The sequence below is a fragment of the Rhizobium anhuiense bv. trifolii genome, from assembly GCF_024346605.1.
Classification (GTDB): Bacteria; Pseudomonadota; Alphaproteobacteria; order Rhizobiales; family Rhizobiaceae; genus Rhizobium; species Rhizobium anhuiense.
In genome coordinates this window covers 2,097,042-2,112,492 of the sequence record NZ_CP098803.1, presented here as the reverse complement: position 1 = coordinate 2,112,492, position 15,451 = coordinate 2,097,042, and the positions used below count along the sequence as shown (strand labels likewise).

The window sequence follows — 15,451 nt, the reverse complement described above, 5'->3', positions numbered from 1 at the left end:
TGCAAAGTGTGGCCCAAAACGCGCGCAAAGTTCTTGCATTCTTCATGTTCCAAGAAGATATTATGCACGGTTCGTGAGTATTTTGGAGATTTTGCGCAATGGATGAACAGCTCGACAAATTGGATTTGCGCCTGCTCCAGGAACTTCAAAAGGACGGACGGTTGACGAACAACGAGCTCGGCGAGCGGATCGCGCTTTCACCGTCGCAATGCTCGCGCCGGCGCACGAGACTGGAGGCTGAGGGATATATTCGCAGCTACCGCGCCTACCTCGATCAGCAGAAGCTGGGTCTGGATATGCTGGTGGTCATTTCGGTGACGCTTGCCACCCACAACCGGGACAATGCCCGCCGGTTTTCGCAGCTGATCAACGGACTGCCGGAAGTTCTCGAAGCCTATGCGCTGACCGGTGAAATGGACTATCACCTGAAAGTGGCGACCCGCGGGCTCGCCGACCTCTCCAAATTCGTCAACGACGTTCTGTTGCCGCACGAGTCGGTGCAGCATGTGAAGACGTCGATCGTGCTCGACACGCTGAAGACATTCGAAGGCTTTCCGGTGCACATGCCGGGTCATTGATACGGCGACAGCATCGCCCTAGACGCATCTCAATCAGAGCGGCAGTTCGGTCGAGAATTTCAGCTCGCGCAGCACGAAGCTCGAGACGACGGTGCGCACATGCGGATTGCGCATGAGGTAGCGGGTCATGAAGGCTTCGTAGCTTTCCACGTCCCTCGCCCGGATCTTCAGCATATAGTCGAAGGCACCTGACAGGGCGTAACACTCCATGATCTCCGGCCGCTCCAGCACAACGGAAGCGAAAGAGGCAACCGCCTCTTCGTGGTGATCCTCCAGCGTCACATGGGCAATGACGCAGAGCTTGAGATCGAGTTTTCCGGGATCGAGCAGCGTCACCCGCTTGCGGATGACGCCGTCGGCTTCCAGTTCCTGGATCTTCCGCCAAGCCGAACTCTGCGACATGCCGGCCTTTTCGGCCAGGTCTGCCAGCGAAAGGCTGCCGTCGGCCTGAACGAGTTGCAGAAGCTTGCGGTGAAAATTCCCAGTTTCTTTCATTTTATGCGCCGCTTTCGGGAAGATTTGCCAACAGTATGGCAACAGCCAGCACGAAAGAAAAGAAAATCCTCCAAACCTGGATCATAATGGGAGGAATAGCGCCGCATCTGGGAGGATCAGCGAATGACCAAGGAAAGCAGCTACACCGCCAAACTGCCCGGCCCGGACGGCCTCTATGACTATACCCCGGATGAAGATGCGATATGGGGCGAGCTCTACCGGCGTCAGATGAAGCTGCTCGCCGATACGGCGTGCCGCGAATATCTGGACGGCGTCAAATTGCTGGGACTGACGCCTGATAAGGTGCCTCAGCTTCTCGATGTGAACAGACGCCTGAACGAGACCACCGGCTTCGGCGTCGAAGGCGTGCCGGCCCTCATTCCGCCCTCACGCTTTTATGAGCTTCTGTCGCAAGGCAAATTCCCGCTTGCAACCTTCCTGCGCCGTCGCGAACATATCGACTATATCGAGGAACCGGACCTGTTCCACGAGGTTTTCGGCCACTGCCCGATGCTCACCAATCAGAGCTATGCCAATTTCGTCCGGCATTTCGGCGAAACCGCCGTCGGTCTCGGCAAGGGTTATTCCTGGCATCTGTTCCGCATCTTCTGGTTCACCGTCGAATTCGGCCTGATCAACACGCCGCAGGGCCGGCGCTGCTTCGGCGCGGGCATCGTCTCATCGCCAAGCGAAGCGAAAGCGGCAATGGAAGGCAAGGCCTGCGAGTTCCGGCCGTTCGATCTCATGAGCGTGCTGAGAACGCCCTACCGGATCGATATCCTCCAGCCGATCTATTACGTTATCGACAGCTTCGCCGATCTCGAAGCGATCGTGGAGCAGGATATCGAGGGCATGATCCTCAAGGCGAAATCGCTCGGTGATTTCGCCCCCGCTTTCGAAGCCAAGGCGTCGTGAATCGCTGACGATCAGGCGGCGGGTGCGGGCCTCACTTCGGCGTGGCTGCACTTCGATTGACGAAGTCCACCAGGACTCCTGGCTTGACCATGCCGGCCAGCTCTTCGGCGTCCCAGTTCGTCAGCCGCACGCAGCCATGCGATCCAACCTTGTCGATGAGCTTCGGCTCCGGCGTGCCATGGATTCCATAGGTCGGTTCGGTCAGATCGATCCACACCGTGCCAACCGGGCCATTCGGTCCTTTCGGGATGGTCAGGACCTTGTCGTTCTTTCCCTGCTTGAAGTTGCGCTTCGGGTCATATCGGTAGACCGGCATCTTCGCCACGCCCTTGACCTTATGCTTGCCCGACGGCGCCGGATTGTCTTCGCTGCCGATCGTCGCGGGATAGACGGCAAGCAGTGATCCGTCCTCGGCATAGGCGAGCACCTGCCCCGTCTTCTTGTCGGCTTCGATCCTCTTGACCTTTCCTTCCCTCGGCGGACCTGAGTTCACGACCCACACCGTATCGCCGGGAGCGAACTGCGAACCCGGGTTGAGGGCATTGAGAAGATCGATACCCATGTGGAAGCGCTCGGACAGCTTCTCGGCAACGTTCACATATCCCAAGCTCTGCATCTTCGCCTTCTCGCCATAGTCCTCGGGGATCTTGTCGACGAGGCCGGCAGCATCCTCCGCCGAAACGACGTAGCTTTCAACGATCGGGGCGACGATCGGGCCATTGCCTTCCAGGTGGGAGATGACTTCCGGATCCAGCCTGCCATCGACAGGAAGCTTGTTCATCGCCTCGAAGCCGGCCACGGCCTTGCTGACGTTTTCCCCGTAGAGGCCATCGATCTCGCCTGGAGACGAACCCGCCCGGTCGAGCAGAACCTGAAGGCGGGCGATCGCCGGGTCTGGATCTGCGGGCTTGGGCTTGCCTGCCTCAATGGAAGCAATCGACGCGGTATTGATGGCTTCGGGTTGGAGTTCCCGCGCGCTCGCACCGCCAACGGAGATGGTGAGAGCGAGCAGCGACATCGGCAGGGCTGTTTTCATGGACGACAAATGGCCAGCGCTGCAACTTGTTCCATTGCGACGAGACGGTTGGAGAATTCCGCCGACAGCGCACGTATCGGCCATATGTTCACGATGATTTCAATGTCCGGCCCCTGCAAATTCGGTACAACCGCCATTTGATCCGAAGGAGCCCATCAATGCCGCGCGAGAACGTCAATGACCTGATGGTTTTTCTGGCGGTCGCCCGAGAGAAGAGCTTTACGCGCGCCGCTGCGAAGCTGGGCGTGTCCCAGTCGGCACTCAGCCATATCGTCCGCCAGCTCGAGGCGCGCCTGGGCATCCGCCTTCTGACCCGGACCACCCGAGCCGTTTCGCTCACCGAAGCGGGAGAACGATTATTTCAAGGCGTGGGGCCACATTTCGACGAGATCGATGCTCAGCTCGACGCTCTCACGGCGCTCCGGGAAAGACCCGCCGGGAACATTCGCATCACGGCATCCGATCACGCTATCAACTGCATCATCTGGCCGAAGCTTCAGCGCTTCCTGCCGGACAACCCTGACATCAAAGTCGAACTGATACGCGAGAACGGACTGTCCGACATCGTGACGGAGCGCTTCGACGCGGGCGTCCGGATGGGAGAGCAGGTGGCGAAAGACATGATCTCGACGCGCATTGGGCCTGATTTCCCTTTTGCCGTCGTTGGCGCGCCCTCCTATTTCGACAGCATGGGGATTCCGGAGCATCCGCAGGACCTCGTCCGCCACAACTGCATCAACGAGCGCCTGCCGACCTACGGGGGCTTCTGGGCATGGGAGTTCGAAGACAATGGGAAAGAAATCAGGATCAGAGTGGAGGGACAGCTTGCCTTCAACAACTCCTATCAGAGTGTGGAAGCGGCTCTGCACGGACTTGGCCTGGCATACGTGCCGGAAGATGTCGCTCTTGCCCATATCGCAAAGGGCCATCTGAGACGCGTGCTGCAATCCTTTTCACCACACTGGGATGGCTACCATCTCTACTATCCCAGCAGAAGGCAGTCCTCTCCAGCCTTCGTCGCTCTGGTGGATGCGCTACGCCATCGAAGCTGATGGGTAAGTGCCTGCCAATGTATTCCTCAATGAATTGTCTTCGGCCGCTTCTTCGTATGCGAAATGTCATCGAGCGTCGCCATTAGCTTTTCGAACTCGTTCAGGACACGATTGAACTCGGCGTCCTGCATGCTGACGATTTCCGAGATCGTCGAAGACACGGAGGCGATGAGGGTGTCGATCCAAACGCAGCGCTCGGCCGGCACGTTTCCGAGCGCCTCCCGCCGATGCGCCTTCAGTTCGTGGAGGATGCGAACGATGAGGGCTCCTCTATCCGCCCTGCTCAAGAACGGGAGCCTTGTCTGCGCCTGCTGGATTTCCGTTATCAGCGTCGTTGCCATCCCCGATCTCCAACCTCTAATACAACCGGTTATCACAACCGCAGCGTTTGTAACACGGACTTTGGTCCGACATCCCGGTCAGTGCAGCTTGGCATAGACCGCGCCCACCCCCGATGATCAATTGCGCGTCGCAAGGAGATCCGACATGTCGCAGGAGCGTCTCGGTCCATCCCATGGTTGATATGTGTTGTCTTCCGGTCGATACGACTTGTAGCGAGCAGCGCACCGGGCTGCCGCCTGTGCATTCGCTTTCATGCCGACGCGTTCATCGGATTCCGCGGTGATCTGCCGGAACGGCGGCGAGCACTCGCGGGTCTCGCCGCTATAGGATCGATAAGTGTTCGTTTCGGGATTGAAGGAGCGGTAGCGTTCCCCACACCAGGCAAGGTGTTCGGCCGAAAGTTTTGGCTGAGGCGGCGGAAGTTCGGTTGACGGGCGAGCGGCATCCGATCTTGCCGCTGACATCATGATCGCCGGCGCCTCGGTGACATAGCTGGAATAGAGCGGCGGAATTCGCTCATAGCGCTGCTGCCGCGGGTCGATTTTCACTGGCGTCGTCGTCCATAGATCGCGTGCTGCGAGGTCGTTGAAGGTGTGTGGTTCGGACTCCGCCACGACGTGGGACGCGACAGATGCGGCAGCGATGCAGGCTCCGACAGAGCTGACAATGCCAAAGGCAAGGGATGCGATGGCGTTCATTGTCCCGAACCTTGCTGTTGCGCCTGGGGAACCCAGACGCGGCCGACAGCCGCGCTCTCTCGGCCGCCGGTAGCGACAAGCACGGCGAGAATGCCGGCAATAGCCAGCATGATGGCGATCAGCGGCACGGCCAGACCACCGGATTTCTCTTCGGAATAGATCATGTTCCTCTCCTCAGGCCCGGCGGCGCAGGGCCGCCGGCTCGTTGCTTTGGCCGCACGACGACGCTGGCGTCCGTCGTGCGGCGGTTCTCGGGTCCTTAAAAGTTGATTTCCGGAAGGAAGGTGCGGCAGAGGCCGCGCAGAGGATCAGGTCACTTGATAACCTGGATCACCTTGCGGGACGACGGTTCGACGATGACGCGTTCATCATTGACCACCGCGTAAGCATAGGTGGGGTCGTCCGGAATGGGCGTGACGACGACCGTCTCCGGCAGGGGTTGACCGATAACGACCTTTTCCTTCACGACCACGCGTGCCGAGGGCGCCGGGGCCTCGCGGACATAGGTGACGACCTTTGCCGGCGGCGGATCGATCGCCGTGCCCACGACTGCGCCGGCAACGCCGCCGACAGCAGCGCCAACGGGACCACCGACGATCGCTCCGGTGATTGCACCGCCGGCCGCACCATTGACGGTCGAGGATTGGGCGAATGCGACGCCCGACATGAGGGTCGCGGCAGTTGCTGCGCCGACGATAAGTTTGGAGAGCATTGTTTCCTCCTTGTGTTGGAGCGGCCTTCGTGACCGCTGCCAAACCAACTGGCTGGAGGCGGGGTCGTTCCACGCCCCGGACCTCAGTCTGAGCGATCCCGGCCTTTGGTCCTAAACCCATTCCAACGTCCGTTGCCGACGCTATTTCAGAATCCAGAAGCCGCGTAATCGCGGGCATAAGCAGGAGATCGAAGGAGATGGCGCGATCCAACCGTCGGGAAGCCGGACGCAGGCGCCTGGCGATGCGCCTGCCGCAGATGCGGAAGCTGATCATGGAAGCGCGCGACCCGTGGCTGCTCGAGCTCTTCGAAGCCTATCAGATGGCAGTCGAAGCCCGCGACTCCGTTCGAAAGCGACGGTTCAATCCGAACCTGGTGCAAGAGTACGACGAGACCTGTTTGGTGATCGAGCGGCACGTCATCCGCGCGATAGAGGACGCCTCCTACGCAGACCCGCTAAAGTCCGATGAGCCGTCATATCCGGGCGGATAGATCTCTTGGACCGCCTGAGGAAGCGCCTGATCGAGACGACACCCCGCGCCACGCAGCATTATGGTGCGCGGCCGGCGGCGATGAGCGCGCTCATGCCGCCGCTAGGACGGGCTCCGTAGCGCGATTCCACGCGCTCGGCCACTTGATCGACGATTTCCGACATACGTTCCGGCGCCCGCTGTTCGATTTCTCCCCTGAGCGGAGTGCCTTGGCAGAACGCCGCAGCCACGTCGCGCGCGGTGGCTGCGACGGATGTCAATTCGACCCGATCGCAGGACACCGCATCAAACCCCGCCGCAGTCAGTTGCGCCTTGATCAGATCGGGGTCGAAGTAGGAATATGGCAAGCGCCTGAAAAAATCCGGCGGATCTGACGGGAAGAACCTTCCCAGGCATTCATCCACACATCTTGCGAAATCGTTGGCCTCGAGTGAATCCCACGTCGAGAACAGAAAATGACCGCCGCTGCGCAACACTCTTTTAGCCTCGCCATAGGCCTTCGGCTTATCAGGAAAGAACATCACGCCGAACTGGCAGACGACGAGATCGAACATCGAGGGCGCAAACGGCAGATCTTGCGCATCGGCGTGCATCCAGTGGGTCCGCGACAGCGTCAGCGAAGATGCGCCGACGTCAATCATCGCCTGGCTGAGGTCGGTAGCAACGATCTCGGTTGCTGGATCAAGCCTCGCCCGCAGAGCGCGTGTCAAAGCGCCCGTCCCCGCAGCGACCTCGAGAACACTGCCTGGTTGCGACCGTTCGGCGATGATTGCCATTTCCGATGCATAGGGTTCGAAGAGGATCGGCACGAGAAAGGTCTCGTATAGGTCGGCAACGCTTTCCGGAAAAAGCGCCAGAGATCCGGCGCCGGCGCCGCCTTCGATATCGATAGAAGCTGTCACTCGCAAACCTCCAGACCCGAGCCCATCGAGCCTGAAATATGCCTGAATCTGCGAATGTCCACGGGATCAGACCTTGGTCCCACCCTTCTCCGACCGAAGCCCCAATGTGGAACGGGCACCGGTTCCGCTCCGTTTCGAACGATACCGAAGGAGATCCGAACATGTCCCGGACTAATAGATCCCGAATCAATGGCGCCTGCAGCGCGTCCGTTTTCGCTCTTGTTATCGTTCTGGCCGCCCTTCTCTACGTTTTCGGCGCAGCCATGTCGGGCGATAGCCTCCGGTTGACCCAGAGCATAGCGGGCGCCGAGATCTTCGATACGAGGAATGCACCCTGACACCGTTTGGAAAAACTCTAAAGAAGCGGTAGGTTATTCTGCAAGTCTCTCGCCGGTATCAAAATGAATTGGCTTCGCCGCTGGAATGCCCGCACCCTCGCCTCCCAGTTCTTCGTCGCGGGTGGGCTCATATCGATCGCCACCATGTTCTTGGTGGGCATTCTCGTCACCCACCTCATAGAGGAGGCAGTCATCCACAATTCCGGTGCTGCAACGGCACTATATGTGGACAGCGTCGTCGCGCCGCTGCTTCCCGACATGCAAAAGGAATCGCTGCTGGACGAAGGCAGTGCCCAGGCTCTCGACGAGACGCTCGGCCAGGGTGCGCTCGGCAGGCGTCTTGTTTCGTTCAAGCTGTGGCGAGGCGACGGCACCATCCTTTATTCGAACGAGAAGGAACTGGTGGGAAAGAGATTCCCGGTCAACGACAAACTCCGCAGCGCATTCGCAGGGTCTCTGGTTGCGCGCTACGAGATCGCCAGCGATCCGGAAAGCAGCGAGGAGCGCGCACTCGGCAAGCCGCTCATGGAAATCTACAATCCTGTCCTCCAGCCTTGGTCCGGACAGGCGGTCGCCGTCCTTGAGTTCTACGAGACGGCAGAAGGACTGAGCGACAGTCTGGCGCATGCCAGGCTCCGGAGCTGGGGCGCCGTCGCCGCTCTCACGGCAATCTTTTTCCTTATTCTCTCCGCTCTGGTATTTCGGGGCAGTCGCACGATCGAGGCGCAACGCAAGGATCTCAAGGAACGGGTCAATGAACTGTCTGCGCTGCTTTCGGAAAATCGCGGGCTTCAGCGGCGGCTGCAGCGCGCCTCCCAGCGGGCGGCGGCGCTCAACGAAACATATCTGCGCAGCATCGGCGCCGATCTGCACGACGGTCCGGCCCAGCACATCGCCTATGCCTCATTGCGGCTGGACAGCGATTTGTTGATCAACGCTTCCACAGAGCCCGAAGCACGCGAGAAAGAGCTTTCCTGGATACGCTCGAGCCTTGCCGAGGCGATGACGGAGATCCGCAATATCTGTAGCGGGCTGGTGCTGCCGCAGATCGAGAAGTCATCGATCACCGAGATCGTCATGCGGGTCGTCGAAGCGCATCAGCATAAGACAGAAACCAATGTCGAAACCGTCATCGACGAGGATGGACCTGAACTTGCTCCTGCCGTGAAGATCTGTATCTATCGCTTCGTCCAGGAAGCCTTGAACAACGCCTATCGCCACGGCGGCGGCGTTCAGCAGGCTGTCAGCGCCGTCTCGCACAAAGGCCATGTCCGTGTCGAGGTCAGCGATCGCGGCAATGGCTTCGATCCGACCGAGGTGAGGCCAGCGAGCCTCGGTCTTGTCGGACTTCGGGAACGCATCGACAGCCTCGGAGGATCCTTCGACATCAAGACAGGGGAAGGTGGGACGACCGTGACCATGACCTTCGAGCCTATGGAAGTGGGAGATTAGAGATGACATCAATCACCATCGGCGTCGTGGACGACCACCCGCTTTTTCGCGAGGGCGTCACGCGCAGCTTGTCGGAGATCAGCAGCTTTGTCGTCATTGGCGAAGGCGCCAGCAGCGATGACGCGGCGATGATCGCTTCGGACAACCGCCCCGACATTATGCTCCTCGATGTCTCGATGCCCGGCGGCGGGCTGTCTGCGATCAGCAACGTCCTGGAGCGGAGCCCGACGACGAAAGTGCTGATGTTGACGGTATCCGAGGAGGTGGACACCTTGCTTGACGCTCTGCAACGGGGCGCGATGGGTTATGTTCTGAAGGGTGTCGGCTCCCGCGGTCTCGCCGAAGCAATCCAAACCGTCCTCGGTGGAACGCGATATATCTCGCCAACCATGTCGGCAAAGGTCATGGAGAATTCACTGAATGGCGGAACGTCGGATAAAAGCAGTCTGACGCCACGGGAACGCGAGGTGATGGATCTTGTCGCTCAAGGCTTGTCAAACAAGCATATCGGCTTGCGTCTCGGCCTGCAGGAAAAGACCGTGAAACACCATATGACCCAGATTCTGAGCAAGCTCGGCGCCTCGAACAGGACGGAAGCGGCTCTGCAATGGCGCGAACTGCATTAAAACAAGATTCAGCTTTTAGCGAAAGAAACGGCTCAATCGGAGGGCATCGTTGGCCGTCGCCTGCCGGCTTACGATCGTCCGCCCTTTCGAGTCCTTCATGATGTAGCGGCCACTGCGCAGGCTTTCCGTGATGCCATTCGCGTGACGGACATTGATCGAGCCATCGGACGCTTCGGTCGCTTTCGTTCCCGATCCTCCCGACGCCCCTGTAGAAGAGGTATTTGAAGAGGAACTGGAAGAGGATCCAGAACCGCTACCGGAGTTGCCACCGCTATTGCCATTTCCCGAGCCATTGCCGCTGCCGCCACTATTCCCATTCCCTCCCCCGTTGCCATTGCCGCTGTTGCCGTTCCCTCCCCCATTGCCGTTACCGCCGCCATTGCCGTTGTTGCCGTCTTTTGCCTGTGCGCGTTCCACCGCCAGACCAGGAAGGAAACCGTCGAGATTCAAAGTGGCTGGCGATGCGGCAGCGACCAGGGCGATGGCCGCGCTGCCGCCCAATCTCAGAAAATCGCGTTTCCGGATATTCATGCAATAGCCTCGTTCGGCGGTTCTTCGCCGTTTTCCATACAATATATGCCATATGGCGCATGAGATTTCTCGCTTTTCCCAATGCAGAATGCAACCGACCTAGGTAGTAGGCACTGGCAAGACTTTGGTCCGACTGATTGATTGTGACCCTCGTCGTCCAGAAAAGTCCGAGCGATTGCGCGCGCCGGCATTGCTCGTTTCGCGCGTCGCTGTTGCTCTGTGAGGCGCGGAAGCATTTCTATGGAACTTCTCCGCTCGTCGTCGCTTTGTTTGTCGAAGTGCAACAGAGGAAACCCCGATGGCAAACCCGAACGAATCCCCCGCAGTCCAATCCATGCGAAAAGAACAGGCAGAGCAGCGGAAGCAGTCCCGAAAGGGCGAACTCGACAGCGCAATCGAGGACACTTTTCCGGCCTCCGACCCGGTGTCAGCCACCCACACCTCAATTCCTGCCGGGCGCAGCGACGTCGAGGCCGCCGAGCGCGTGAAGCGAGAGCCCGATCCCACCAAACTCGACGAGGCGTTTCCGCTCGCGGATCAAGCTCTGCGCTCGACCGGCGAATTCGCCCGTTCCTCCGAAGGATTTGATGCCGATCACGAGAAGATGCGCGCGCTTCAGAAAGAAGCCGGTCGGATAGCGGAGTCGGCTTCGGAGCTGGCTTCCGGGACAGCCCGCCTGGCAAAGGCGGAAGCAAGCAGCTTCGTCCACGACCTCGAGGATCGGATACGCCGGCAGCCGCTGACAGCAGTTGCGATCGTCGCCGGCATCGCCTTCGTCTTCGGTGCGACGCGTTGAGGCGCCAGCCATGGCCGGCAAGACATTCCGAGGAGGAAATTTAAGAGCGTTTCTAGAGCATGTCCGGCGGGGGCCCGGCTTCCGGGAGTATGATGAAAATCGCAACCTACAACGTCAATGGGATCAATGGACGGCTGGACATCCTGCTGCGCTGGCTCAAGGAGGACGCCCCTGATGTGGTGTGCCTCCAGGAACTGAAGACAGACGACGCGGGGTTTCCGCGAAGGGAGATCGAAAGGGCCGGCTACGGCGCCGTCTGGCACGGACAGCGATCCTGGAACGGGGTAGCCATCCTGGCCAAGGGCAAGACACCGATCCTGACGCGGCGCGGACTTCCCGGCGATCCCGATGATAGCCACAGCCGCTATATCGAAGCTGTCGTCGACGGCATCGTGATCGGGTGCCTGTATCTTCCGAACGGAAATCCGTTCCCGGGCGTCAAGTTCGAGTACAAACTCCGGTGGTTCCGTCGCCTGCACGAATACGCCGCCGAACTCCTCGAGCTCGAGGTGCCTTCGATCCTGGCCGGCGACTTCAACGTCATGCCGACGGAGATCGACGTCTATAAGCCGGAACGCTGGCTGGACGATGCCCTCTTCAGACCGGAAGTGCGCAAGGCCTATGCGCAACTCGTCGGCCAGGGCTGGACCGACGCCATCAGGCATCTGCATCCGGGCGAGCGCATCTACACCTTCTGGAAATATTGGCGAAACAGCTTCGAACGTGACGCGGGGCTTCGGATCGACCACTTCCTGCTCAGTCCGGCCGTCGCGCCATGGCTTCGATCGGCGACGGTCCGGAGAAAACCGCGCGGCTGGGAACATACGAGCGACCACGCGCCCGTCATAATCGAGCTCGACGTTTCCGAAGCCGGAGCCGACCTATGAGCCTCGGCCACCGCTGGCCGACCAGCGAGGGAACCCGTCATGTCGCCGAGCGTTAGCGTGCAAAGCGCCGATGCGGAGAATCGTTTTCCTGCATCGCAATTCCCCAACCTGAGGTGACCGCTATGGACGAAAGCAAGAACTACCTCAACACCGATGAGATCCAGGCCGACGACCAAATGTCGCCGAAGCCTATCGAAGGCAAGAATCCGCCAAGGCGAATGCGCAGAAGCGAGGAAGCCATTGCCGAAGGCTCTGACGACACCGAGCGAGTTCGTGTTCCGCCCGCGGTTGCGAATCCTGATTGATCAGCCGATCTGGCGTCCCCTCATTCGTCCGACCTCAGTCGTAGATGCGGCCCGTCAACCAGGATGGCCAGTCCCGCTCGAAGAAGGACTTGGCGCTTTCATCGAAACTACGGTTCGCCTGCGTTGAAAGCCTTATCTCATCACCATCGAGACGAACGACGATCTGCTCCTTGCGATGCGATTCGCGTTCTTTCCGGAAGCGATAATCCGGCAATGGACCTGAGCGCGCGAGCGGCGTGGATTCGCCCGCTATATCGCATATCGCTCGCGCCCCACGGCTGCCGCCGCCACCGCGAATGAAGAAATCAAGCGCGCTGAGCACGGCTTCCGAGGCGAGCGCCATATGCCGCCATTGCACGCCTCGGACCGCCTCCGCTGCGCGACCATAGGCGACGCCGTTGGCGCGGATGTCCACATTCAGTTTGCGCGCTTCGATCAAGGCTCGGGCCACATTCTGCTGATCGCAGAGGATGCCAGCCTTCTCGCTCATTCGCGCCTGCACCTCCGAGCGGATCGATTTGACGGTGAGTGGGCTCTCGGTGCGAAGGGCGGCAAGGAGATCGGAGATGCCTGTCTCTGCCGTACCGGTTATATCCCCTGAAGCTGTCCGCTTCGCCCTGCCGCTCGCGCTGATGTGCTCGGCCGCGCGGGTGCCGAAGACCTGCCCGGCATTGAGCGCCGCTCCCCCCGGCCTCGTCACCCCATGGGTGCCCGCGGCCTCCCCGACCGCGTAACAGCCGCCGAGATTGCTGCGGCCCCAGGTGTCGATCATGATGCCGCCGTTCATATGCTGGTTGTTGACCGCAAATTCGAGCGGCTCTTCGGCAATATCGATCTTATAGCGGCGGTAGAGCTCGATCGCGAGCGGGTTCATATGCTTCAATCGATCGATCGGCATGTCCTGGTCGGCGCCGGCCTTGCCGAGATAGTCGCGGACATCTTCGTCCAGTCTTTCCAGGCTGAACGGCAGATCGCCCGGTACGGACAGCGGATTGCGGTTGAAGTCCATGAAAACGCGCCGGCCAGCGGCAGTTTCGCTAGAGATGGCGAGATCGACCAGGCTGGAGCCGAAATCGAGCATGCGCGTCGCATGAAAGGGCCACTGATAGCCCTTGCGGAAGACGTTCGACGCCAGTTCTTGCGTGCTGCGGTAATAGTCTGCCAGGAAGTGGTGTTCGACGCCTTCGCTATCGATCGAATAGATATGCGGGATCGCCTGGACATAGGTGCCCGACAGGTTCCATGGAAATCCTTCCCTGCGCGTTCCGATGCCGAACTGGCTTTCGGTCAGGTTGACGAGTTCGACGCCGGCTTCCAGCGCCAATCCAAGAGAGCCGAAGCAGCCATTGGGATAAACGCTGTCGCGATAGAGTTCGCCCGGCCCGCCGGCGGCGAGCACGATCACGCTGCTGACGAACAGCGCGATACCCAGCGGATTCTGCTCTGTACGGTCGCTGGCGCGCATGACAAGCATGCCGACGACATGACGGTCAGCCCCCTCGCCCCCAGTGAGGATCTTGACCGCCGTGGTCTGGTTGTAAAACGGCACGCCCAGTCGGATCGCCTCCTCGGCCAGCACCTTGACCATCAGGCGCGAGGTGCGCGGGCCGCAGCTGGTGGCGCGCCCGACCTCATCATGATCGGTCTGATATCTCAGCGTTCCCCCAAGCGGATCCTGGGGCAGCGGCAGGCCCAAGAACTGGAGCGACGCCATCATCCGCGACGAGCCCACCGCCTCGACGTAGGCCGTGTCCTCGTCCATCGCGCCGCCGCTGCGGATGGATCGGGCCATCGCCTTGTAATTGTCGCCCTGATCCGCCGTATTCGCAGTGTGCAGGGTCTGCTTGTCCGATCCCGAACAGGCCGAGGTTCCACCCCACGCGCTTTGGCTGACGATAACGACGTCATCGCCGCGCCGCTTCAATTCCACCGCCGCCCGCAGACCTGCCGCGCCGGATCCGACGACGATGCAGCCGGCCCGATAGACCGGCACCTCAACGCCGGCGAGCCGGACCGTTTCCGAAGGAGCGGCCTCGGGTGGCAGCCGCGGCATGTCGACATCGGTCAGCGCGTCGAGAATTTCCTGCGGAACGTCCATGGTCATTGGCGTTCAGCCAGCGGGATGTCGACCCAGCGCCTCTGCCGGGAAGACTCCATGCATGCGTCGACGATCTGGCAGATGTGGTGACCGGTCTCGAATGTCGGCCACATCGGCCTGTTGGCAACGATCGAGCGGATCACCTCGGCCACTTCGATGATCTTGCTTTCATTATAGCCTAATCCGAAATTCGGCAGCGGGAGAAAAGCCCGGAAGGTCGAATTTTCAGGTCCCACGTCGATCTCCCGGAAGCCGCGCCGCCCCGTCCGGTCGTCGTTGGAGTAGAAGCGCAGCCGGTTTATCTCGTCATAGTTAAAGGCGATGCTGCCTTTCGTTCCGTAGATTTCATAGGTCTGCATGAACTTGCGGCCGGTCGCGACACGGCTGAAATCGACGATTCCGCCGGCGCCGTTTTCGAACCGGCAGAGCAGGTTCGTTGCATCGGGGTTGGTGATATCAGCCCAGGACTCGTTGCCTGTCAGTTTCACCTGCTCACCATAGGCAAGACCCTCGACGACAGGCCTGCGCGGCGTCACGATCAGATTGTCGGCGATCAAGGAACTGACGCGGCCAACCAGGAAATCCATGAAACTGAAAATGTGCGAGCCGGTATCACCGACGATCCCGGTCGGCGCAAGCTTTCCATCGGCGCGCCACATGAACGGCGCATAGGGATCACCATACATGTCGACGTGCTGGCAGCCGCGGAACAGCTTGATCTCGCCGATTTCGCCGGATTGAATGATGTCTTTCGCAAGATCATGGACCGGGTTTCGGGGGAAGGCGTGCCCGACGCGGGTAATGACGCCCTTTTCCCTGGCGATGTCGGCCAGCTCCCGCGCTTCAGCGGCGGTGTTTGCCAATGGCTTCTCGCAGTAGACATGTTTGCCGGCCAGCAAAGCCGCCTTGGCCACCTCGTAGTGAAGATGGTCAGGCAGGCAGATATCGATCAGATCGACATCGGGATCCGCGACCGCCAGTTTCCAATCCCCAAGAATTTTTGCGCCCGGCGCTCGGTGGTCAATATCCTCGGCTGCCGTCGAGGGGCCTTCGACGAGAGCGACGACCCGCGCCGTTCCGTCCGACACTCCGAAGAAATGCGGAAAGGTCTGGTAGGCCATCGTGTGGACCTTCCCCATCCAGCCCGAGGCGCCAAGCACGGCCACTTTGACTTCAGACATTGTCGTCTCTCCTCTCG

19 protein-coding genes are annotated in these 15,451 nt (G+C 60.3%); 9 read left to right on the top strand and 10 right to left on the bottom strand.

The genetic code is table 11. The annotated features are described in order from the left end of the window. The first annotated feature begins 98 nt into the window (after nucleotides 1–98). Nucleotides 99–578 carry an Lrp/AsnC family transcriptional regulator gene (locus NE851_RS19060; protein ID WP_029867958.1) on the top strand — a complete coding sequence of 160 codons (480 nt, stop codon included), beginning with the start codon at nucleotides 99–101 and terminating at the stop codon, nucleotides 576–578. A 33-nt stretch (nucleotides 579–611) separates the two neighbouring features. Here NE851_RS19060 and NE851_RS19055 read toward each other — a convergent pair whose 3' ends face one another. Beyond that, nucleotides 612–1,073: an Lrp/AsnC family transcriptional regulator gene (locus tag NE851_RS19055; RefSeq protein ID WP_029867957.1), complete on the bottom strand. Its 462-nt coding sequence runs from the start codon at nucleotides 1,071–1,073 to the stop codon at nucleotides 612–614. A 123-nt stretch (nucleotides 1,074–1,196) separates the two neighbouring features. Between NE851_RS19055 and NE851_RS19050 the strand changes: the two genes are divergently transcribed. Then, nucleotides 1,197–1,988, top strand: a complete 792-nt coding sequence (locus tag NE851_RS19050) for a phenylalanine 4-monooxygenase (protein WP_047614550.1) — start codon at nucleotides 1,197–1,199, stop codon at nucleotides 1,986–1,988. Between the two features lie 31 nt (nucleotides 1,989–2,019). Here the strand turns inward: NE851_RS19050 and NE851_RS19045 are convergent, their stop codons facing one another. After that, nucleotides 2,020–3,033, bottom strand: a complete 1,014-nt coding sequence (locus tag NE851_RS19045) for a L,D-transpeptidase family protein (protein WP_097623493.1) — start codon at nucleotides 3,031–3,033, stop codon at nucleotides 2,020–2,022. A 149-nt stretch (nucleotides 3,034–3,182) separates the two neighbouring features. On the opposite strand from NE851_RS19045, the gene NE851_RS19040 reads away from it, so the two are divergent. Beyond that, nucleotides 3,183–4,076 (top strand): LysR family transcriptional regulator, encoded by an 894-nt coding sequence (locus NE851_RS19040; protein ID WP_047614549.1) that lies wholly within the window; start codon nucleotides 3,183–3,185, stop codon nucleotides 4,074–4,076. A gap of 26 nt (nucleotides 4,077–4,102) precedes the next feature. Here the strand turns inward: NE851_RS19040 and NE851_RS19035 are convergent, their stop codons facing one another. The 4 genes from NE851_RS19035 to NE851_RS19020 all read right to left on the bottom strand — a co-directional run bounded on the left by NE851_RS19035 (nucleotide 4,103) and on the right by NE851_RS19020 (nucleotide 5,828). Then, nucleotides 4,103–4,417 (bottom strand): hypothetical protein, encoded by a 315-nt coding sequence (locus NE851_RS19035; protein ID WP_047614547.1) that lies wholly within the window; start codon nucleotides 4,415–4,417, stop codon nucleotides 4,103–4,105. A 117-nt stretch (nucleotides 4,418–4,534) separates the two neighbouring features. Beyond that, nucleotides 4,535–5,116 carry a BA14K family protein gene (locus NE851_RS19030; protein WP_047614545.1) on the bottom strand — a complete coding sequence of 194 codons (582 nt, stop codon included), beginning with the start codon at nucleotides 5,114–5,116 and terminating at the stop codon, nucleotides 4,535–4,537. Then, on the bottom strand, nucleotides 5,113–5,280 hold the full coding sequence (locus tag NE851_RS19025) for a hypothetical protein (protein ID WP_164735955.1): 168 nt from the start codon (nucleotides 5,278–5,280) through the stop codon (nucleotides 5,113–5,115). The genes NE851_RS19030 and NE851_RS19025 overlap by 4 nt, the downstream gene beginning before the upstream one ends. Nucleotides 5,281–5,429: 149 nt before the next feature. Next, nucleotides 5,430–5,828, bottom strand: coding sequence for a DUF1236 domain-containing protein (locus NE851_RS19020; RefSeq protein WP_047614544.1), 399 nt, complete (start codon nucleotides 5,826–5,828; stop codon nucleotides 5,430–5,432). Nucleotides 5,829–6,025: 197 nt separating this feature from the next. Here NE851_RS19020 and NE851_RS19015 point away from each other — a divergent pair, with 197 nt between their 5' ends. Then, entirely contained in the window at nucleotides 6,026–6,319 is a 294-nt protein-coding gene (locus tag NE851_RS19015; RefSeq protein WP_047614542.1) for a hypothetical protein, read from the top strand. Between the two features lie 58 nt (nucleotides 6,320–6,377). Here NE851_RS19015 and NE851_RS19010 read toward each other — a convergent pair whose 3' ends face one another. Further along, nucleotides 6,378–7,220, bottom strand: a complete 843-nt coding sequence (locus NE851_RS19010; RefSeq protein WP_097545179.1) for a class I SAM-dependent methyltransferase — start codon at nucleotides 7,218–7,220, stop codon at nucleotides 6,378–6,380. 401 nt (nucleotides 7,221–7,621) lie between these two features. On the opposite strand from NE851_RS19010, the gene NE851_RS19005 reads away from it, so the two are divergent. Next, entirely contained in the window at nucleotides 7,622–9,010 is a 1,389-nt protein-coding gene (locus NE851_RS19005) for a sensor histidine kinase (protein WP_097545178.1), read from the top strand. A 2-nt stretch (nucleotides 9,011–9,012) separates the two neighbouring features. Continuing rightward, nucleotides 9,013–9,636 (top strand): response regulator, encoded by a 624-nt coding sequence (locus NE851_RS19000; RefSeq protein ID WP_047614536.1) that lies wholly within the window; start codon nucleotides 9,013–9,015, stop codon nucleotides 9,634–9,636. A 15-nt stretch (nucleotides 9,637–9,651) separates the two neighbouring features. Here the strand turns inward: NE851_RS19000 and NE851_RS18995 are convergent, their stop codons facing one another. Next, nucleotides 9,652–10,167: a hypothetical protein gene (locus tag NE851_RS18995; RefSeq protein ID WP_097545177.1), complete on the bottom strand. Its 516-nt coding sequence runs from the start codon at nucleotides 10,165–10,167 to the stop codon at nucleotides 9,652–9,654. 298 nt (nucleotides 10,168–10,465) lie between these two features. On the opposite strand from NE851_RS18995, the gene NE851_RS18990 reads away from it, so the two are divergent. From NE851_RS18990 to NE851_RS18980, 3 genes are all read left to right on the top strand, one after another. After that, complete coding sequence (locus tag NE851_RS18990; protein WP_097545176.1) at nucleotides 10,466–10,963, top strand: hypothetical protein; 498 nt, start codon at nucleotides 10,466–10,468, stop codon at nucleotides 10,961–10,963. Nucleotides 10,964–11,055: 92 nt separating this feature from the next. Continuing rightward, nucleotides 11,056–11,850 (top strand): exodeoxyribonuclease III, encoded by a 795-nt coding sequence (xth, locus tag NE851_RS18985; RefSeq protein WP_097545175.1) that lies wholly within the window; start codon nucleotides 11,056–11,058, stop codon nucleotides 11,848–11,850. Between the two features lie 122 nt (nucleotides 11,851–11,972). Next, nucleotides 11,973–12,155 (top strand): hypothetical protein, encoded by a 183-nt coding sequence (locus NE851_RS18980; RefSeq protein WP_097545174.1) that lies wholly within the window; start codon nucleotides 11,973–11,975, stop codon nucleotides 12,153–12,155. A 34-nt stretch (nucleotides 12,156–12,189) separates the two neighbouring features. Here the strand turns inward: NE851_RS18980 and NE851_RS18975 are convergent, their stop codons facing one another. Beyond that, entirely contained in the window at nucleotides 12,190–14,259 is a 2,070-nt protein-coding gene (locus NE851_RS18975; protein WP_097545173.1) for an FAD-dependent oxidoreductase, read from the bottom strand. After that, entirely contained in the window at nucleotides 14,256–15,434 is a 1,179-nt protein-coding gene (locus NE851_RS18970; protein WP_097545172.1) for a Gfo/Idh/MocA family protein, read from the bottom strand. Before NE851_RS18970 ends, NE851_RS18975 begins: the two co-directional genes overlap by 4 nt. Between the last annotated feature and the right edge of the window lie 17 nt (nucleotides 15,435–15,451).